The organism is Halorubrum amylolyticum (genome assembly GCF_004114995.1).
GTDB classification, from domain to species: Archaea; Halobacteriota; Halobacteria; order Halobacteriales; family Haloferacaceae; genus Halorubrum; species Halorubrum amylolyticum.
Genome location: NZ_SDJP01000020.1, coordinates 46,648 through 61,951, shown reverse-complemented (window position 1 = coordinate 61,951; position 15,304 = coordinate 46,648). Strand labels below are relative to the sequence as shown.

Annotated in this window: 17 protein-coding genes; 8 read left to right on the top strand and 9 right to left on the bottom strand. The window is 68.7% G+C overall.

Features of this window, described 5'->3' with window-relative positions; translation table 11 throughout:
* Positions 1 to 174: 174 nt before the first annotated feature.
* The 4 genes from trpD to trpG are packed head-to-tail and all read left to right on the top strand — an operon-like array spanning position 175 to position 4,170.
* Positions 175 to 1,227, top strand: coding sequence for an anthranilate phosphoribosyltransferase (gene trpD / locus ESO89_RS13250; protein WP_128905951.1), 1,053 nt, complete (start codon positions 175 to 177; stop codon positions 1,225 to 1,227).
* Positions 1,227 to 1,871 (top strand): phosphoribosylanthranilate isomerase, encoded by a 645-nt coding sequence (locus tag ESO89_RS13245; protein ID WP_128905950.1) that lies wholly within the window; start codon positions 1,227 to 1,229, stop codon positions 1,869 to 1,871. The genes trpD and ESO89_RS13245 overlap by 1 nt, the downstream gene beginning before the upstream one ends.
* Positions 1,868 to 3,553, top strand: a complete 1,686-nt coding sequence (gene trpE / locus ESO89_RS13240) for an anthranilate synthase component I (RefSeq protein WP_128905949.1) — start codon at positions 1,868 to 1,870, stop codon at positions 3,551 to 3,553. Before ESO89_RS13245 ends, trpE begins: the two co-directional genes overlap by 4 nt.
* Positions 3,550 to 4,170 carry an anthranilate synthase component II gene (gene trpG / locus ESO89_RS13235; RefSeq protein WP_128905948.1) on the top strand — a complete coding sequence of 207 codons (621 nt, stop codon included), beginning with the start codon at positions 3,550 to 3,552 and terminating at the stop codon, positions 4,168 to 4,170. Before trpE ends, trpG begins: the two co-directional genes overlap by 4 nt.
* Positions 4,171 to 4,197: 27 nt before the next feature.
* Here trpG and ESO89_RS13230 read toward each other — a convergent pair whose 3' ends face one another.
* The 5 genes from ESO89_RS13230 to ESO89_RS13210 all read right to left on the bottom strand — a co-directional run bounded on the left by ESO89_RS13230 (position 4,198) and on the right by ESO89_RS13210 (position 6,445).
* Positions 4,198 to 4,851 (bottom strand): MogA/MoaB family molybdenum cofactor biosynthesis protein, encoded by a 654-nt coding sequence (locus tag ESO89_RS13230; protein WP_128905947.1) that lies wholly within the window; start codon positions 4,849 to 4,851, stop codon positions 4,198 to 4,200.
* Between the two features lie 119 nt (positions 4,852 to 4,970).
* Entirely contained in the window at positions 4,971 to 5,387 is a 417-nt protein-coding gene (locus tag ESO89_RS13225) for a DUF7124 domain-containing protein (protein ID WP_128905946.1), read from the bottom strand.
* Positions 5,388 to 5,480: 93 nt separating this feature from the next.
* Positions 5,481 to 5,696 (bottom strand): hypothetical protein, encoded by a 216-nt coding sequence (locus ESO89_RS13220; RefSeq protein WP_241686231.1) that lies wholly within the window; start codon positions 5,694 to 5,696, stop codon positions 5,481 to 5,483.
* A 46-nt stretch (positions 5,697 to 5,742) separates the two neighbouring features.
* The gene (locus ESO89_RS19045; protein ID WP_241686230.1) at positions 5,743 to 6,162 is read right to left on the bottom strand and encodes a hypothetical protein; all 420 of its coding nucleotides are present in this window, start codon (positions 6,160 to 6,162) and stop codon (positions 5,743 to 5,745) included.
* On the bottom strand, positions 6,152 to 6,445 hold the full coding sequence (locus ESO89_RS13210) for an ArsR/SmtB family transcription factor (protein WP_128905945.1): 294 nt from the start codon (positions 6,443 to 6,445) through the stop codon (positions 6,152 to 6,154). Before ESO89_RS13210 ends, ESO89_RS19045 begins: the two co-directional genes overlap by 11 nt.
* A 464-nt stretch (positions 6,446 to 6,909) precedes the next feature.
* On the opposite strand from ESO89_RS13210, the gene ESO89_RS13205 reads away from it, so the two are divergent.
* The 4 genes from ESO89_RS13205 (at position 6,910) to ESO89_RS13190 (ending at position 10,972) form a co-directional block, all read left to right on the top strand.
* Positions 6,910 to 8,106: a COG1361 family protein gene (locus ESO89_RS13205; RefSeq protein ID WP_128905944.1), complete on the top strand. Its 1,197-nt coding sequence runs from the start codon at positions 6,910 to 6,912 to the stop codon at positions 8,104 to 8,106.
* The gene (locus ESO89_RS13200) at positions 8,103 to 8,780 is read left to right on the top strand and encodes an ABC transporter ATP-binding protein (RefSeq protein WP_128905943.1); all 678 of its coding nucleotides are present in this window, start codon (positions 8,103 to 8,105) and stop codon (positions 8,778 to 8,780) included. The genes ESO89_RS13205 and ESO89_RS13200 overlap by 4 nt, the downstream gene beginning before the upstream one ends.
* 28 nt (positions 8,781 to 8,808) lie before the next feature.
* Entirely contained in the window at positions 8,809 to 9,954 is a 1,146-nt protein-coding gene (locus tag ESO89_RS13195; RefSeq protein WP_128905942.1) for an ABC transporter permease, read from the top strand.
* A 160-nt stretch (positions 9,955 to 10,114) separates the two neighbouring features.
* Complete coding sequence (locus ESO89_RS13190; RefSeq protein WP_128905941.1) at positions 10,115 to 10,972, top strand: hypothetical protein; 858 nt, start codon at positions 10,115 to 10,117, stop codon at positions 10,970 to 10,972.
* Between the two features lie 85 nt (positions 10,973 to 11,057).
* Here ESO89_RS13190 and ESO89_RS13185 read toward each other — a convergent pair whose 3' ends face one another.
* The 4 genes from ESO89_RS13185 to ESO89_RS13170 form a co-directional block, all read right to left on the bottom strand.
* On the bottom strand, positions 11,058 to 12,209 hold the full coding sequence (locus tag ESO89_RS13185) for an Mrp/NBP35 family ATP-binding protein (protein WP_128905940.1): 1,152 nt from the start codon (positions 12,207 to 12,209) through the stop codon (positions 11,058 to 11,060).
* Between the two features lie 124 nt (positions 12,210 to 12,333).
* Positions 12,334 to 12,624: a hypothetical protein gene (locus tag ESO89_RS13180; RefSeq protein ID WP_128905939.1), complete on the bottom strand. Its 291-nt coding sequence runs from the start codon at positions 12,622 to 12,624 to the stop codon at positions 12,334 to 12,336.
* Positions 12,621 to 13,946: an NrfD/PsrC family molybdoenzyme membrane anchor subunit gene (gene nrfD, locus ESO89_RS13175; protein ID WP_128905938.1), complete on the bottom strand. Its 1,326-nt coding sequence runs from the start codon at positions 13,944 to 13,946 to the stop codon at positions 12,621 to 12,623. The genes ESO89_RS13180 and nrfD overlap by 4 nt, the downstream gene beginning before the upstream one ends.
* A complete protein-coding gene (locus ESO89_RS13170) occupies positions 13,943 to 15,202 on the bottom strand; it encodes a 4Fe-4S ferredoxin N-terminal domain-containing protein (protein WP_128905937.1) in 1,260 nt (419 codons plus the stop codon). Before ESO89_RS13170 ends, nrfD begins: the two co-directional genes overlap by 4 nt.
* Positions 15,203 to 15,304: the final 102 nt, after the last annotated feature.

Below are 15,304 nucleotides of genomic sequence, written 5' to 3'. Positions count from 1 at the left end.
CGGTCATGCCGACTGGTCGTCAACCAGCAAATATCCCAACTCAGCGGTGCAGTGCCGTGGGAAGCCTCGCCGTTAACGGCGAGGAGGAGGTCACCGATTCTCGCCCCGGCGACAGCGTTATACCGATGTACATACTTGTACATCACAACGCGAAACACCACATCGGTGTACACAATGAATATCAACGACACGGTCGAACGCGTGACGGACGGGGCTGACCTGACGGTCGACGAGGCGCGCGAGGCCGCGCGGCTCGTCTTCGAGGAGGCGACCGAGGCGCAGATCGGCGCCCTGCTCGCCGCGCTCCGCGCGAAGGGGGAGACCGAGGCGGAGATCGCCGGGTTCGCGCAGGGGATGCGCGACGCCGCCCGGACGATCGATCCCGACGGGGAGCCGCTCGTCGACACCTGCGGGACCGGCGGCGACGACTACGACACGATCAACGTCTCGACGACGGCCGCGATCGTCGCGGCGGGCGCGGGCGTCCCGATCGCCAAGCACGGCAACTACTCGGTGTCCTCCTCCTCGGGGAGCGCCGACGTGTTGGAGGTCGCAGGCGCCGACGTGGAGGCCGAGCCGCCGGCGGTCGAGACGGCGATCGAGCGGGACGGGATCGGGTTCATGCTCGCGCCCGTCTTCCACCCGGCGATGAAGGCCGTCATCGGCCCGCGCAAGGAGATCGGGATGCGGACGATCTTCAACGTGCTCGGCCCGCTCACCAATCCGGCCGGCGCCGACGCGCAGGTGCTCGGCGTGTACGACCCGGAGCTGGTCCCCCTCATCGCCCGGTCGCTCGCGCACATGCCCGTCGAGCGCGCTCTCGTGGTCCACGGCGCGGGGATGGACGAGATCGGCATCCACGACGAAACGGTCGCCGCCGAGGTCGACGGCGACGAGGTGCGGGAGTTCACTATCACGCCCGAGGACCTGGGCCTCGACCACGCCCCGATCGACGCGGTCTCGGGCGGGACGCCAGAGGAGAACGCGGCCGACCTCCGCGGGATCGTCGACGGCTCCGTCACCGGCCCCAAGCGCGACCTCATTCTGGCGAACGCGGGCGCGGCGATCTACGTCGCCGGCGAGGCCGACACGCTCGCGGCGGGCGTCGAGCGCGCGGCCGAGGCGATCGACTCCGGCGCGGCCGCGGAGAAGTTCGCAGCGCTTTGCGGGGACGGCGAGGCGGCCGAGGGGAGCGAAGCGGCCGCCGCCCCGGAGGACGACGACTGATGGCGCGGGTGAAGATCTGCGGGCTCATGCGCGGCGCGGACCTCCGGGCCGCGGTCGACGCCGGGGCCGACGCAGTGGGCGTCATCTCCGAGGTTCCGGTCGACTCCCCCCGCGAAGTCGACCCGGCGACGGCAGCGGAGCTGCTCGCGGACGTGCCGCCGTTCGTCACCGCGACGCTCGTCACCATGCCCGACTCCGCCGAGCGCGCGGTCGAACTCCTGCGGACGATCGCCCCGGACGCCGTCCAGCTCCACGGCGAGTGGACGCCCGACGAGATCCGGTACATCCGCGCGGAGACGGAGCGGAAGGTGTTGCTCGCGGTCGACGCTGACGACCCGGGCCGGGCCGAGGAGTTCGATGCGGTCGCCGACGCGCTCGTGATCGACTCGACCGATGAGTCCGGCGCGGGCGGTACCGGCGAAACCCACGACTGGGAACGGGCCGGCGACCTCGCGGACCGACTCACCTCGCCGGTGGTCCTCGCCGGCGGGCTCACGGCCGACACCGTCGCCGAGGCGGTCCGCGCCGTCGACCCGTTCGCGGTCGACGTGGCCTCCGGCGTCGAGCTGTCGGACGGGCGGAAGGACCACAACGCGGTGGCCCGCTTCGTGGCGAACGCGGGCCGGGAGATGGAGCTGGCATGACCGAATCCGCGACCCCGCTCGACCGCTCGAAGGCCGAGTTCGTCGACCTCGCGGCCGACGCCGAGAAGCCGGTCGTGGTCCGCGCGTCCGCGTCGCTCGACGCCGACGTGACCCCGCTTTCGGCGTACGCGACGCTGGTGGGCGAGGGGCCGTACGGGTTCCTCTTAGAGTCCGGCGAGAAGGTCGCCTCCAGCGACCCGGACGGCGCGTTCACCGCCGACGGCGACGCCGACAAACACGCGCGCTACTCGTTCGTCGGCTACGACCCCGAGGCGATCGTCTCGGTCCACCCCGACCGGACGGACGTGACCCGGCTCGGTCCGGCGGCGGAGTTCGTCGGCGAGGGCGCGGCCGACGCCGCGGGGGACGACGCCGCGCCCGACCTCGGTCCCGACGCCGGCGACGCGATCGACCGTATCCGGGCCGCGTTCCCGGACGTGAGCCTGCGCGGCTTCCCGGACACCGACCGGCAGATCCTCTCCGGCGGCTTCGTCGGCTTCCTCGCGTACGAGGCCGTCTACGACCTCTGGCTGGAGGAGGTTGGCGTCGACCGCCCCGAGACCGAGTTCCCGGACGCGGAGTTCGCGCTGACGACCCGGACCGTCGTCTTCGACGACAAGGAGGGGACGGTCGAACTCGTCTTTACCCCCGTCGTCGGCGTCGACGACGACCCCGCGGCCGTCTACGACGACCTCGTCGCCGAGGCGGAGCGGGTCGGCGACGCGCTCCGGGACGCCGAGCCGCCGGAACCGGCCGGAATCCGCGTGGACGACGAGTCCGCCGGCCCCCGCGAGGCGTACGAGGAGGCGGTCCGGACCGCCAAGCGGCACGTCCTCGACGGCGACATCTACCAGGGCGTGATCTCGCGGAGCCGCGAACTCCGCGGCGAGGTCGACTCGCTCGGGCTGTACGCGGCGCTGCGCGAGGTGAACCCCTCGCCGTACATGTACGTCCTGCGCCACGACGACCGCAGCATCGTCGGCGCGAGCCCGGAGACGCTGGTGTCGGTGCGCGGCGACCGGGTCGTCTCGAACCCGATCGCGGGCACCTGCCCCCGGGGGACGAGCCCGGTCGATGACCGGCGGCTGGCGGGCGAGATGCTCGCCGATCCGAAGGAGCGCGCCGAGCACACGATGTTGGTCGACCTCGCGCGCAACGACGTGCGGCGCGTCTCTGAGGCGGGCTCCGTCCGCGTCGAGGAGTTCATGAACGTGCTGAAGTACAGCCACGTCCAGCACATCGAGTCGACCGTGACGGGGACGCTGGCGGGCGACGCCGACGCCTTCGACGCGACGCGCGCGACGTTCCCCGCGGGCACGCTCACGGGGGCGCCCAAGGTGCGCGCGATGGAGATCATCGAGGAGCTAGAGACGACTCCGCGGGAGGCGTACGGCGGCGGCGTGGGCTACTACGCGTGGACCGGCGACGCCGACTTCGCCATCGTGATCCGGACCGCGACGCTCGACGAGTCGCCGCCGGACGCGAGCGACCCGGACGAGACCGCGGTGACCGTCCGCGCCGGCGCAGGCCTCGTCGCCGACTCCGACCCGGCCGCCGAGTACGAGGAGACCGAACAGAAGATGGACGGCGTGTTGACCGCGATCGACCGGATTCTGGAGGGCGATTCCTCTGCTGAGTCCGCCGACGACCCCCTCCCTGCCGGAACGGAGGTCGACGAATGAGGGTCGTCGTCGTCGACAACTTCGACTCGTTCACGTACAACCTCGTCGAGTACGTCTCCGACCAGCCGATCGACGGCGAGAACGGGGAGATCGCGGGTGACGGGGAAGCGATCGACGTCGAGGTGTTCAAGAACACCGCGTCGCTCGCCGAGATCCGGGGTGCTGATCCGGACGCGATCCTCGTCAGCCCCGGCCCCGGCCACCCGAAGAACGAGCGCGACGTGGGCGTGACGATGGACGTGTTGCGCGACCTCTCTCAGGAGGTCCCGACGCTCGGCGTCTGTCTCGGCCTCGAAGCCGCCGTCTACGAGTACGGCGGGACCGTCGGCCACGCGCCGGAGCCGATCCACGGCAAGGCGTTCCCCGTCGACCACGACGGCGAGGGTGTGTTTGCCGGACTCGATCAGGGGTTCCGTGCGGGGCGCTACCACTCGCTGGCCGCCACCGAGGTCCCCGACGCCTTCGAAATAACCGCCACCACGGACCACGAGGGCGAGGAGATCGTCATGGGAATCCGCGGCCGCGACCACCCGATCGAGGCGGTGCAGTTCCACCCCGAGAGCGTGCTGACCGCCGCGGGCCACGACCTGATCCGGAACTTCCTCGCGTCGGTTTGAGGGCGGGCGACCGCCCGGTCGGCCCCGTTACTCGGCGTCTTCGTTCTTCGGGTCCGCTGCCTCGGCTTCTTCGTCGGCGCCCGTCTCCTCTTCGTCCTCCACGCCCCGCCCGGCGAGCCCCACGAGGTGGCCGATCTCGGGGAGGATAACCTCGTCGGCGCCGAGCCGGACCGCGTTCTCGGAGCCGGGCAGACAGAAGACGGGCGTGGCGGAGACGACTCCCGCGATCGCCCGCGAGCCGATCGTCCGCGTCCCGATCTCCTCGTAGGAGAGCCGGCGGAACAGCTCGCCGAAGCCGGGGAGCGTCTTGGCGAACAGCCCCTTCACGGCCTCGGGAGTCACGTCGTCGGGCGTCACCCCCGTCCCGCCGGTGGTCACGACCGCGTCGGTGTCCTTCCGCCGCGCGAGCCGGTCGACGGTCCCCTGCACGCTGTCGTACTCGTCGGGGACCAGCTCGTGGACGGCGACTTCGTGGCCGGCCTCCTCGAACGCCGAGACGAGGTACTCGCCGGAGGGGTCGTCGTCCAGTGACCGCGAGGAGGACACCGTCACGACCCCGATCGCCACGGAGTCGGCGTCGTGGCCGTGGTGGCCGTGGTCGTCGTGCGTGTCGTGAACGTCGCCGCGAGTGTCGTCGTGATCGGGCTCGTCGTGGTGATGACCGCCACCGTCGTCGCTCATGGCCGGCCGTTCGACGGGGACGGCCAAAACACCCGGCGGTCTCGACGAGTGAGCGGGGGACGCGGTCCGCGACCCCGATCGGTCTCAGGTCGGTCGTCGCGTCAGGATCGGTCGTCGCGTCAGGGCCAGTCGTCGCGCGAGGTGTCCTCGGCGGGCTCCGCCTCCGATTCGCCGGTGGCGGGCGTCCAGCCCGCGGCGTCGGCCGCGTCCTCGACGTGGAGGAACTCCCAGTCGGTCGCCTCCGCGAGCGCCTCGTCCTCGTCGTCGACGCCGACGAACACGTGCCGCTCCGTGTCGAACTGCTGGGCGATGTTCTCCAGACTCTCCTCGACGCCGCGCGGGCCAGAGAAGAAGTCCTGGCGGACGCGGTGTTTGCGAGTGAAGTTCGTGACGACGTAGGTCGGCTTCTCGCTGACGACGCCGACGTACTCCGTCCACTGCCGCGCGTTGTTGAACACGTCGTTGGGGTCCGCGAGGGCCTTCAGCGCCTTCAGCTCGAACGCCAGCGTCATGTCGGTAGATCCGCCACTGTCCATGGATCGGTGTTCTCGCGGCGGGCGAAAACAACTTCGCTTCCGGGACCGTCCGCCTTACCGAAACCGACCGCGACGACCGAACACGCGACCGACTCAGCGCGCGCGGACCTCGTAGTAGTCCGTGAACTTCACCACGTCGCCGTCATCGAGGTCCCCCGCCTCCGGCGCCGTTCGCGGCCGCCCGGCGAGCTCGCTGACGGCGACCTGCGTCTCCTCGTCGAGCTCGTCGTAGTGGCGGACCCGCGCGTCCGCCGGAACCGTACCGGTGCGTCGGAGCCGCATGCGCCTGTTCGTCTCCCGTAGTGACATGTGATAGCATACACCATTATCCATGATAAATATTGCGCCGGCTCAGTCAGGTTTGGCTCTGGTAGAGCAGGATCACGATCGCCACGCCCACGAACAGATCAGGCAAGAAACCGAAGGGACCGAGATTGGGACGCGGCGGGAACCCGAACAACACCTGCACGACCGGGTGCGACGTGACTGCATACAGGAGAAGCGCACCGCTGATCAACAGGAGGCTCCGGGTGTACTTGTTCGGTAAGTCTACGTAAAGGCTGATGTATGACCCGGCGAGAACGGTCAGGAGGAACATATTGAAGCTCGTAATGAACACCTTCACCTGAACGAGGATCACTACCTCCTCCGGAATCCCCCTCGATGGGGGAGTAAGCCATAGCTCGGAGATCGTCACCGTGATCCCCAAAGCGATCACGGTCGCGATGAGTGTCGAGAGCCCAACTGTCATCCGCGGTGTGAGTTTACGTTCCATCGGTTTCGAAGTCCGCTTGTTCAGCGACCTCTTCGAGAATATCAAAGTTGGAGGTCATCCGATTCGTTAGGAAGTACATCTTCCCGTAGTTCTCTCCTTGAGTCGTCACGATATCGTTCTCCTCTAACACCTCTAAGTGATGTTGTACCGTTTTATAATTCAAATCCAAGTCGTTCGACAGTTGATTGGTGTTCCTCGGACGCTCCTCCAGCGCACGGACGATCCGAAGACGGTTTCGTCCGCCACGGGAGCCCCCAATGAGCCACCATAGCAACTGTCGCATTTGATCTTACCAGAGTTCACTTGTTTATATATACCCGTCTTTCCGCTCGATCGATCGAGGTCGGCGACGGTAGGGTCCGGATTACCGTTCGGTGGGTGCATGACCAGCGAGCGGGGCCTCGACAGCTCCCGGTCGAACCGTTCCGCGACGACCCTCCCGGACCCAGTCACCTCTAGGGAGTCAACTGGGTCCGTGGAGTGCTCCCCGTCTCGTGTCGAATTTGTGCTTCTCTTATCCCGGATTCGGGCGTAATTTCGGAAATGTCATTTAACCCTTCGTTCCCATGGTCCACCCGTGAGTTCGAAAAGTGCAGTGTCCCCGCACGTTCGGATCGACCGGTTCCGACCGACAGACGGCTGCCGTGTACCGAGGCCGACAGACGGCCGCCGTGTACCGAGGCCGACTGATCGCCGTCGCACGCCGAATGCCGTCGAAACACGTCGGCGCCGCGGAGGGGTACGGAGATGAGTCGGCGGCGTTCCATCGCGGTGGCCGCGGTTCTCGCCCTCCTGATCGGCGGTGCCGGGGTCACGCTCGGGACCGTCGCGGCCGACACGCCTCCCGTTCAGGTGTCGAACGTGACGGCAACGCCGTCCGATCCGATAACCGATGAGACCGTCACGGTCGAAACGACCGTGTCGAACCTGCAGAGCAGCGACGACGCCGCCGAGATAACGGACATCTATCTGCGAACGGCCGGCAGTTCGGAAACGCACGCCCGGGCGGAGGACGTGGGCTCGGTCGCCCCCGGCGGCTCCGTCTCCGTCTCGCTGCGAACGAGCTTCGAGACGACCGGCGAGAAGGAGCTGAGGGTGTTCCTCAGGATCGAAGACGAGAGCGGATCGAGCTACACCGTCGAACACCCGGTGTACGTGGACGTCACCGCTCCCGACGTGAGAGGCGCCCTCTCGGTGGAGACGACCAACACGTCCGACAGGACCACCGTTGAGCTGACGAACTACGGCAACACGGACTTCGAGGACGTGGCGATCACGGCGAGCGCAAACGGGGAGACGTTCGACCGGAACTACCTGTTCGATGTCGCGCCGGACGCGACCGGATCGACCTCCTTCGACACCGCGGACGTCTCCGAGGAGTCGGTGACCGTCAACGCCACCTATCGGGCGGCCGGGCGGTCCCGAACGCTCTCCGAGACCGTCGACCTCGGCGACGAACAGGTGCAGGGCGAGATCCGGCTGACCGGTCTCGAACCGACGCGCTCCGGAACGGGCGTGACGATCAGCGGTGAGGCCGCGAACGTCGGGAGTACCGACACCGAATCCGTCCTTCTCAGCGTCCGGGACACGGACGACGCGGACCCGGTCGCGCCGTCCGGCGAGTACTTCATCGGCGCCGTCGAGGCCAGCGAGTTCGCGACCTTCGAACTGACCGCCGACATCGGGGAGGACGCCGACTCGGTACCGATCGAACTGTCCTACATCGTCGACGACGAGCGAGTGACGACGACCCAACGCGTGTCCATTCCGGCACAGAATGCGTCCGAGGTCGGTACCGGGGCTCCGGCGGCCGCGGGCGACGGCGGACAGGCGCCGGACCGTGGCGGCTCGCCGGGGCTTCCGCTGACCGAGGTGGGCGCCGTGCTGGGCATGGCGCTCGTCGGAGGGGGGAGCTTCGCGGTCTATCGCTGGCGAAACCAATGAGCGTCATCGAGCTCTCCGACATCGTGAAGCGGTATCAGAGCGGAGAGGGACTGATCGAGGCGCTGAAGGGGATCGATTTCCGCGCCGAGCGCGGCGAGATGGTCACCGTGATCGGACCGTCCGGCTCCGGAAAGAGTACCATGCTCAACCTGATCGGTCTGCTCGACACCCCGACCGAGGGGTCCGTGCGCCTCGACGACCGCGATGTCACCGACTTCTCCGTGGACGAACTCACCGAGGAGCGCCGCACCGGTATCGGCTTCGTGTTTCAGGACTACCACCTCTTACCGATGCTGACGGCGACCGAAAACGTCGAGCTCCCGTCGATGTGGGACACCTCGGTCGACCGCCGCGACCGTGCGGTCGACCTCCTCGGTCGCGTCGGTCTCGGCGACCGGCTGGATCACACCCCGGGCGAGCTGTCGGGCGGCCAGAAGCAGCGGGTCGCCATCGCACGGTCGCTGATCAACGAGCCCGACATCCTGCTCGCCGACGAGCCCACCGGGAACCTCGATCAGGACACCGGAGAGACGATCCTCGAAGAGCTGATCCGGCTGAAAGAGGACGAGAACGTCGCCATCGTCGCGGTGACGCACGATGACCAGATGCTCGACTACACGGACACCACCGTCCGGATCATCGACGGCGTCATCCAAGAGGTGACGCGCGGATGAACGGTGTCGTCCGGGAGGTGACGCGCGGATGAGCTTGGCGGACCTCCTGTGGCGGTTTCCGAGCCTGCTCATGGCGTGGCGGAACCTCGGACGCAACCGCCTCCGCACCGCCCTGGCGGCGCTCGGGATCATCATCGGTGTGGTCGCCATCTGCTCGCTCGGCATGACGACCGTCGCGCTCGAACAACAGGCGACGTCGCAGCTCGGCGACATCACGAACGAGGTGACGATCTCCTCGGGACAGGACAGCGACACCGACGGGGTGACCCGCGACCAGGTCGACGAGATCCGGAGCATCGTGACCGGAGCGGAGGTGGTCCCGCAGAAAACCAACGCGACGACGCTCGAGGCGAGAAACGGGGAAGAGGCGAGGGTGAGCGTCACTGGGGTGACCGAGGCGAGCGCGCTGTACAACCTCACGACGGGGCCGGCCCCCGACCGGCTGCAGTCCGGCGCCCTGATCGGCGGCGAGACCGCCGACGCGCTCGGCCTCGAGATCGGTGACCCCGTCGAGTACGACGGGCAGCTGTATCGGATTCGGGGGTTCATCGAGTCGGAAGGTCCCTCGTTCGGGTACGTCGGCGGTGAGCTCGTCGTCCCGGTATCGGGGCTCTCAGACCAGAAGCACTACGACACGGTGACGATCATCGCGAGCGACGGCGACGCCGCCACGGTCATCGGGAACACCCTCGACGCCCGGTTCAACGCCGAGGACGACGAAGCACTGAGCATCAGCACCTTCGGCAACCAAGAGCAGATCGGCGGGTTCATGGACACGCTGTCGCTCGCGCTGCTCGGCATCGGGGGGATCTCGCTCGTCGTCGCGAGCGTGGCCATCCTCAACGTGATGCTGATGAGCACGGTCGAGCGTCGCGGCGAAATCGGGGTGTTGCGCGCGGTGGGCATACGCAGATCGGAGGTCCTGCGGATGATCCTGATCGAGGCGACGCTCATGGGCATTCTCGGTGGCCTCGTCGGCGTGACGCTCTCGCTCGTCGCGGGGGCCGCGATCTTCCAGCTGATCACGGGCGACGCGCTGGGCGCGCTGGGGTGGAGCAGCGTGCGGTACCTCGTCTTCGGGTTCGGGTTCGCCGTCGTCGCGAGCGCGCTGAGCGGCCTGTACCCCGCGTGGAAGGCCGCCAACGACCGGCCCGTCGACGCGCTCAGGGGGTGACGACCACGGACCGCCAAGCGGACGGCGGTCACGGACGACCGCCGTGGCCGCCAGATCGCGGATCGACTGCGGCGGAGCCGCGTCGGGGTCGCTCGGCCGAGGGTACAATCGGCGCTTGCCCTACGGGGAGGTTTATGCGCCAGTCCCCTCGTGTGTCCCCATGGACCGACGGTCCCTTCTGGCGACGCTCGCGGCCGGCGCGGGGGCGGCCCTCGCAGGCTGCGGCCACCCCTCCGTCGTTCTCGATCTGAAGGCGGCGACGGCCGACGACGTCGCCGACGAGGTGTCGATGACGGCCGACCCCGACTCGGAGAAGCACGACCTCGTCACGTCGGCGCTCGAAAACGGCTCCGCCACGCGCCGCGGACGACACGAGCTGTTCGACCGCACCGACACCGTCCGGGTCGACGGGGCCTTCTACGAGGTCACCGAGACGCGGGTCGCGAGCAGCGAGGTGACGGTGTACGAGGTGCTCGTCGACTTCAATCCGGAGGAGACGACGCCCGAGCAGGGTGAAATATCGTTCGCCGATCTCCCGGAAACGGACCGCAAGCGACTCGAACCGATCGTCTCCGAGGCGGACCCGCCACAGCAGGACGGCTACGACGTCGGCGTCAAGTACGGAAGCGCCGCGGAAGTCGGAAACGACTCGGTGTTCGTGCCGGAGCGGCAGTACGACGTGCTCGTCCACGAGGGGGAGCGGTACCGGGTCGCGGTCGAGTCGCGCACCGCGTCGGAGGTCGAGTACCGGTACGAGGCGACCGAGGTGGCGCCCGACGTGGAAACGTTCGCCGACCGGGTTCGAGACCGGTACCTGTTCGTACTCTCCGGGCTCTCGGACGCCGAGCGCGAGGTCGTCGAGGAGTCGATCGACGGCGCGTACTTCGAGGACGACGAGGCCTTCCGATCGGTGGTCGAGACGATCCGAGAACACGAGGGAATCAGGGAGGACGACTTCTACGGGACGTGGCTGCTGGAGTACGAGGGGTCGGAGTACCTCGCCTACGTCGAGTGGTAGGCGCGGGTCGGTCGGCGGACGCGGGTCGGTCGGCGTCGGTCACTCCGGGTCGGTCGATGAACGGGGGCGACTCGGTCGGCGTCGGTCACTCCGGGTCGGCCTCGGCCGGGACGCGGTCGGCGGCCTCCCCGTCATCGCTGCCCTCGTCGTCTCCGTCGCTCTCCCACTCGCCGACGCGCCTCGCGACCTGTCGACGCTTCACCTCGCCGACGCGGTCGGCGATCGTCTCGACCATCGCTTCGAGGTCCGCTTGGACCGGGCTGTCGTCGTCGCGGACCGTCGGGCCGTCTGCGGTCTCCGTGTCGAAGTCCGGATGGACCGGGAGCGTTCCGACCACGGGCACGTCGTAGTCGTCGCGGATCTCGTCGGCGCCGCCCTCGCCGAACACCCGGTGGGTGTCGCCGCACTCGGGACAGTGGAACGCGCTCATGTTCTCGACGACGCCGAGGACGGGCGCGTCGTGGTCCGCAAACAGCCGGAGCCCCTTGCGGGCGTCCGCCACCGCCATCTCCTGTGGCGTCGTCACGACGACGACCCCGGCGATCGGGAGCGTCTGGAGCAGGTTCAGCGAGGCGTCGCCGGTCCCCGGCGGGAGGTCGACGATCAGGTAGTCGAGCTGGCCCCACTCCACGTCGTTGATGAACTTCATCATCACGTTGTTCACCATCGGCCCCCGGAGCACGGCCGGGTCGTCGCCGTCGGGCAGCAGGTGCTCCGTGCTCATCACCATGACCCCGTCAGAGCGCGGTGGAACGATGTCGCCTTCGGGCAGCATGCCGGGCTCGTTCTCGGTCGGGAGCAGCCGGGGAGCGTTCGGCCCGTGCACGTCGGCGTCGAGGATTCCGACGCGGGCGCCCCGCTCTTTCAGCCCGGCCGCGAGGTTGGCCGCGACGGTGGTCTTGCCGACGCCGCCCTTCCCGGAGGCGACGGCGATCACGTTGCGGACGCCGGGCAGCACGTCGGCGTCGAAGCCGTGTTCGGCGCCGAACTGCGCGCGAAGCTCGGGGTCGAGCCCGGCGTCCTCGACGACGTCGCGGACCGCGTTGCCGATCTCGATCTCGGCGGGCGCGTACGGGGCGTTGAACGCCAGCGACACCTCCGCGGTGTCACCGCTGACGGTCACGTCGTTCACGAGCCCCATCGAGACGATGTCGTCGTCGTTCTGCGGGTCCTCGACGGTCACGAGTCGGTCGCGCAGGTCGGATTCGGTCGCGGTGTCGGTGTCTGTGTCGGTCATGGTGGTGTCGGTGGGCGATGGGTGGTGATCGGGCGGCGCGGCCGCGGTCGACAGGCGGTCGGGCGGCGCATCTGCGGCCGGCGGTTGATTGGCGAGCGATCCCGGAGAGGGGCGGGGGCGGCGTTCAGAAGAACACCGCCCCGATGACCAGCGTCGCGACGAACAGCCCGCCCCACAGCACCGTCGTCAGGCCGGCGAGGTACCCGACCCCGAGCAGCCCCTTCGCGCGATCGCTCGGGTCGCCGATGAACCACGCGGCGACCATCGCGTACACCGGCGCGAGGACGATGCCGAAGATGAGGTACGTGCCGGGGCCGACGAACGAGAGCGTGTACTCCGGCGAACTGGCGAGCGGGACCGGGGCCGCGGCGAGCGCGAGCGACGCCGCCGCGAGCGCGGTCGCTGGCAGGGTCATCGGTTCACCTCCTCGTGGTCGTCTTGGATCGCGTGCAGTTCGACGACGGGGATCACCTTCGAGACGACGAGGAAGAACAGCACGACGATGCCGATCGTCCCGATCACCGCGGACAGCTCGACGGGTGAGGGGACGTACGCGCCGGGAACCCCGTCGTACAGGGCGAAGTGCGCGTGCTGGAGCCCCTCGACGACGAACAGCACCTTCTCGGCGAGGGTGCCGGCGAGCACGCCGACGGAGAGGGCGACCATCGTCCGGATGCTGAACAGCTCGGGGCGCAGCGACGCCGCGAACGCGTACAGCATGGCGAGCGCGACGAGCCCGATCGCGACCCAGTACAGCGGCGTCGCGATCTTCACCTCGGTCGCGTGCTGGAGCGTCGTCGGCGCGGCGAAGATCCCGCTGATCACCTGCTGGAGCTGCAGCCACAGGAAGATGAGGCTGAAGAAGCCGAGCCACTGGCTCAGCCCCCGGAACACCGCGTCGGGGATGAGCTCCTCCCAGCCGTACGCGTACCGGAACGCCGCCGAGATGATGATGATCCCGCTGACCGCGGAAGTCAGCGCGATGGAGAGGAACGACGGCCCCTGCACGCCGCCGTGCCAGCCGGCCATCGACGGCAGCAGCGAGAACAGCCACGGGATCACCCCCCCGTGGAGCAACAGCGGCGCCATGATGATGATCGCGAACGCGATCCACCAGACCATCCGCTCGACGACCTCGTCCTCCGTCTCGGAGTAGCCGAGGGTCAGCACGTCGTACAGCGGATCGAGCAGGCTCGGCAGGCGGTCGCGGAGCCGGTGGATGTCGTAGCGGATCGTCAACGCGAGGTACGTCGCCGTCAACACGAAGTACGCCGTGATGACGGTCACGTCCCACATCAGCGGCGACCACTGGACCCGAGTGGGCCACGCCGGGATCACGCTCGTCACCAGCCGGTCGGGACGACCGACGTGGATGAGGATGAACAGGCCGGCGCAGGTCAGCGCCGCGATGGTCAACAGCTCCGCCAGCCGCGCGACCGGCTGGTAGGTGTCCATCCCCAGCAGGCGGACCGCCGCCGACAGGATGATCCCGCCGTGAGCGATTCCCACCCACCAGATGAACGCGCCGATGTACAGCCCCCACGGCACGCCGCCGCCGGAGCCCCAGTCGGCGAGGTTGGTGACGATCAGCCCGTGTTGGAGCTGCTGGAGGTAGAACGCCAGCCACACGCCGACCATCCCGAGCCCCACCGCCAGCGCGGCGAGGTACCGCTTCGAGACCGACCGGATCGGTCGGACGAGCGTGTCGCGGTCGACGCCAGTCACGTCGACGCTCACGCGCTCTCACCTCCTTGGGTCGCGGCCGCCCCCTCGTCGAGCACTTCCTTCCGGTTGTCCGTGAGCCCCATGTCCTCGTAGGCGACGGGGCCTTCGACCTGTTCGGCGTGCGGCGAGGGCTCGTTGCCGACGAAGGTGACGTTCGGCTCGGTGCCGCGCTCCTCCATCAGCTTGAACGTCGACACCGTGTGCTCCTTGCGGTTGGGGAACTCCGAGCGGTCGTTCTCCTGTCCGTCGCGGTACTGGCTGAGGTGCTGGTTCGGCGCGCTCTCCGGGTCGTTGAGGTCGCCGAAGTGGACGGCGTCCATGGTGCACGCCTCCTCGCAGGCGGTGGTGCCGATCTTCTCTTCGCCCATCTGGCCGTCCTGTCGGTCGACGCAGAACGTGCACTTGCCCATGACGCCCTCGGGCGGACGAGAGCCGACCCACCGGCCGCGGTCGTCGATCTGGTGGTCGTCGTCGACCTCGGATTCGGGCACGTCGGGCTCGCCCCACTGGAAGTAGTTGACGCCGTACGGGCACGACACCTCGCAGTACCGGCAGCCGATACAGATGTCGTAGTCGGTGAGCACGAGCCCGTCCTCCTCGCGGGTGTGCCGGGCGCCGACGGGACACACCTTCGTGCACGGCGAGTCCGTACAGTGCTGACAGGTGCGCGGCAGGAAGTTGGTCTCGTCGCCTTGGCCCTCGTCCTCGAAGGCGAAGACGTACATCCAGTTTGCCCCGCGCGAGAGGTTGTGCTCCTGGTTGCACGCGACCATGCAGGCGAGACACCCGTCGCAGTTGTTGAGGTTGATCGTCATCCCCCAACGGGTGCCCTCGCCTTCGCCGCCGCCTCCGGCGGCGCCGCCGCTTCCGTCGTCCTGGCCCGCGGCGTTTTGCGCGGTTCCCCAGCCGCCGACGGCCAGCGCGCCGGCCGCCGCCGTGCCCTTCTTCATCACGGACCGGCGGGACTCGTCGCTCTCGGGGTCGACCCCCTCCAGCGCGGAACCGATCCGGTCGAGGAACCCCACGTCGTCCGGGTCGGCCTCGTCCGGGTCCGGGAGGTCGATCTCGCGGTCGTCGATGTCGAACTCCTCGACGATACGGTCGTGGTACCGCCGGTAGAACTCGAGCTCGGAGAGCTCGCCGGCCGACACGCGCTGCGCGTCGCGGCCCATCTCCAAGCCGAGTTCCGTGTCGTACTCCGTCTCGTCGAGGAGGCGCCTGTACCGTTCCTCGTCGTCTCCGGGTGGTGGTGACTCGTCTGTGCTCATGAGCTTGTGTTTGTGTCAGCGTCCGGCTGCGAGCGCGGCTCCCAGCCGAGGGACCGGTGTCGACCCCGTAGAGGTCGTACGGGACCAGCCCCGTGAATCGTG

Excerpts from the sequence above, each read along its gene's own strand:
- ESO89_RS13245 (WP_128905950.1), top strand. The coding sequence starts at position 1,227 with ATGGCGCGGGTGAAGATCTGCGGGCTCATGCGCGGCGCGGACCTCCGG.
- ESO89_RS13230 (WP_128905947.1), bottom strand. The coding sequence starts at position 4,851 with ATGAGCGACGACGGTGGCGGTCATCACCACGACGAGCCCGATCACGAC.
- trpE (WP_128905949.1), top strand. The coding sequence starts at position 1,868 with ATGACCGAATCCGCGACCCCGCTCGACCGCTCGAAGGCCGAGTTCGTC.
- ESO89_RS13220 (WP_241686231.1), bottom strand. The coding sequence starts at position 5,696 with ATGTCACTACGGGAGACGAACAGGCGCATGCGGCTCCGACGCACCGGT.
- ESO89_RS13210 (WP_128905945.1), bottom strand. The coding sequence starts at position 6,445 with ATGCGACAGTTGCTATGGTGGCTCATTGGGGGCTCCCGTGGCGGACGA.
- ESO89_RS13225 (WP_128905946.1), bottom strand. The coding sequence starts at position 5,387 with ATGGACAGTGGCGGATCTACCGACATGACGCTGGCGTTCGAGCTGAAG.
- trpG (WP_128905948.1), top strand. The coding sequence starts at position 3,550 with ATGAGGGTCGTCGTCGTCGACAACTTCGACTCGTTCACGTACAACCTC.
- ESO89_RS13200 (WP_128905943.1), top strand. The coding sequence starts at position 8,103 with ATGAGCGTCATCGAGCTCTCCGACATCGTGAAGCGGTATCAGAGCGGA.
- ESO89_RS13170 (WP_128905937.1), bottom strand. The coding sequence starts at position 15,202 with ATGAGCACAGACGAGTCACCACCACCCGGAGACGACGAGGAACGGTAC.
- ESO89_RS19045 (WP_241686230.1), bottom strand. The coding sequence starts at position 6,162 with ATGGAACGTAAACTCACACCGCGGATGACAGTTGGGCTCTCGACACTC.
- ESO89_RS13190 (WP_128905941.1), top strand. The coding sequence starts at position 10,115 with ATGGACCGACGGTCCCTTCTGGCGACGCTCGCGGCCGGCGCGGGGGCG.
- trpD (WP_128905951.1), top strand. The coding sequence starts at position 175 with ATGAATATCAACGACACGGTCGAACGCGTGACGGACGGGGCTGACCTG.
- ESO89_RS13185 (WP_128905940.1), bottom strand. The coding sequence starts at position 12,209 with ATGACCGACACAGACACCGACACCGCGACCGAATCCGACCTGCGCGAC.
- ESO89_RS13205 (WP_128905944.1), top strand. The coding sequence starts at position 6,910 with ATGAGTCGGCGGCGTTCCATCGCGGTGGCCGCGGTTCTCGCCCTCCTG.
- ESO89_RS13195 (WP_128905942.1), top strand. The coding sequence starts at position 8,809 with ATGAGCTTGGCGGACCTCCTGTGGCGGTTTCCGAGCCTGCTCATGGCG.
- ESO89_RS13180 (WP_128905939.1), bottom strand. The coding sequence starts at position 12,624 with ATGACCCTGCCAGCGACCGCGCTCGCGGCGGCGTCGCTCGCGCTCGCC.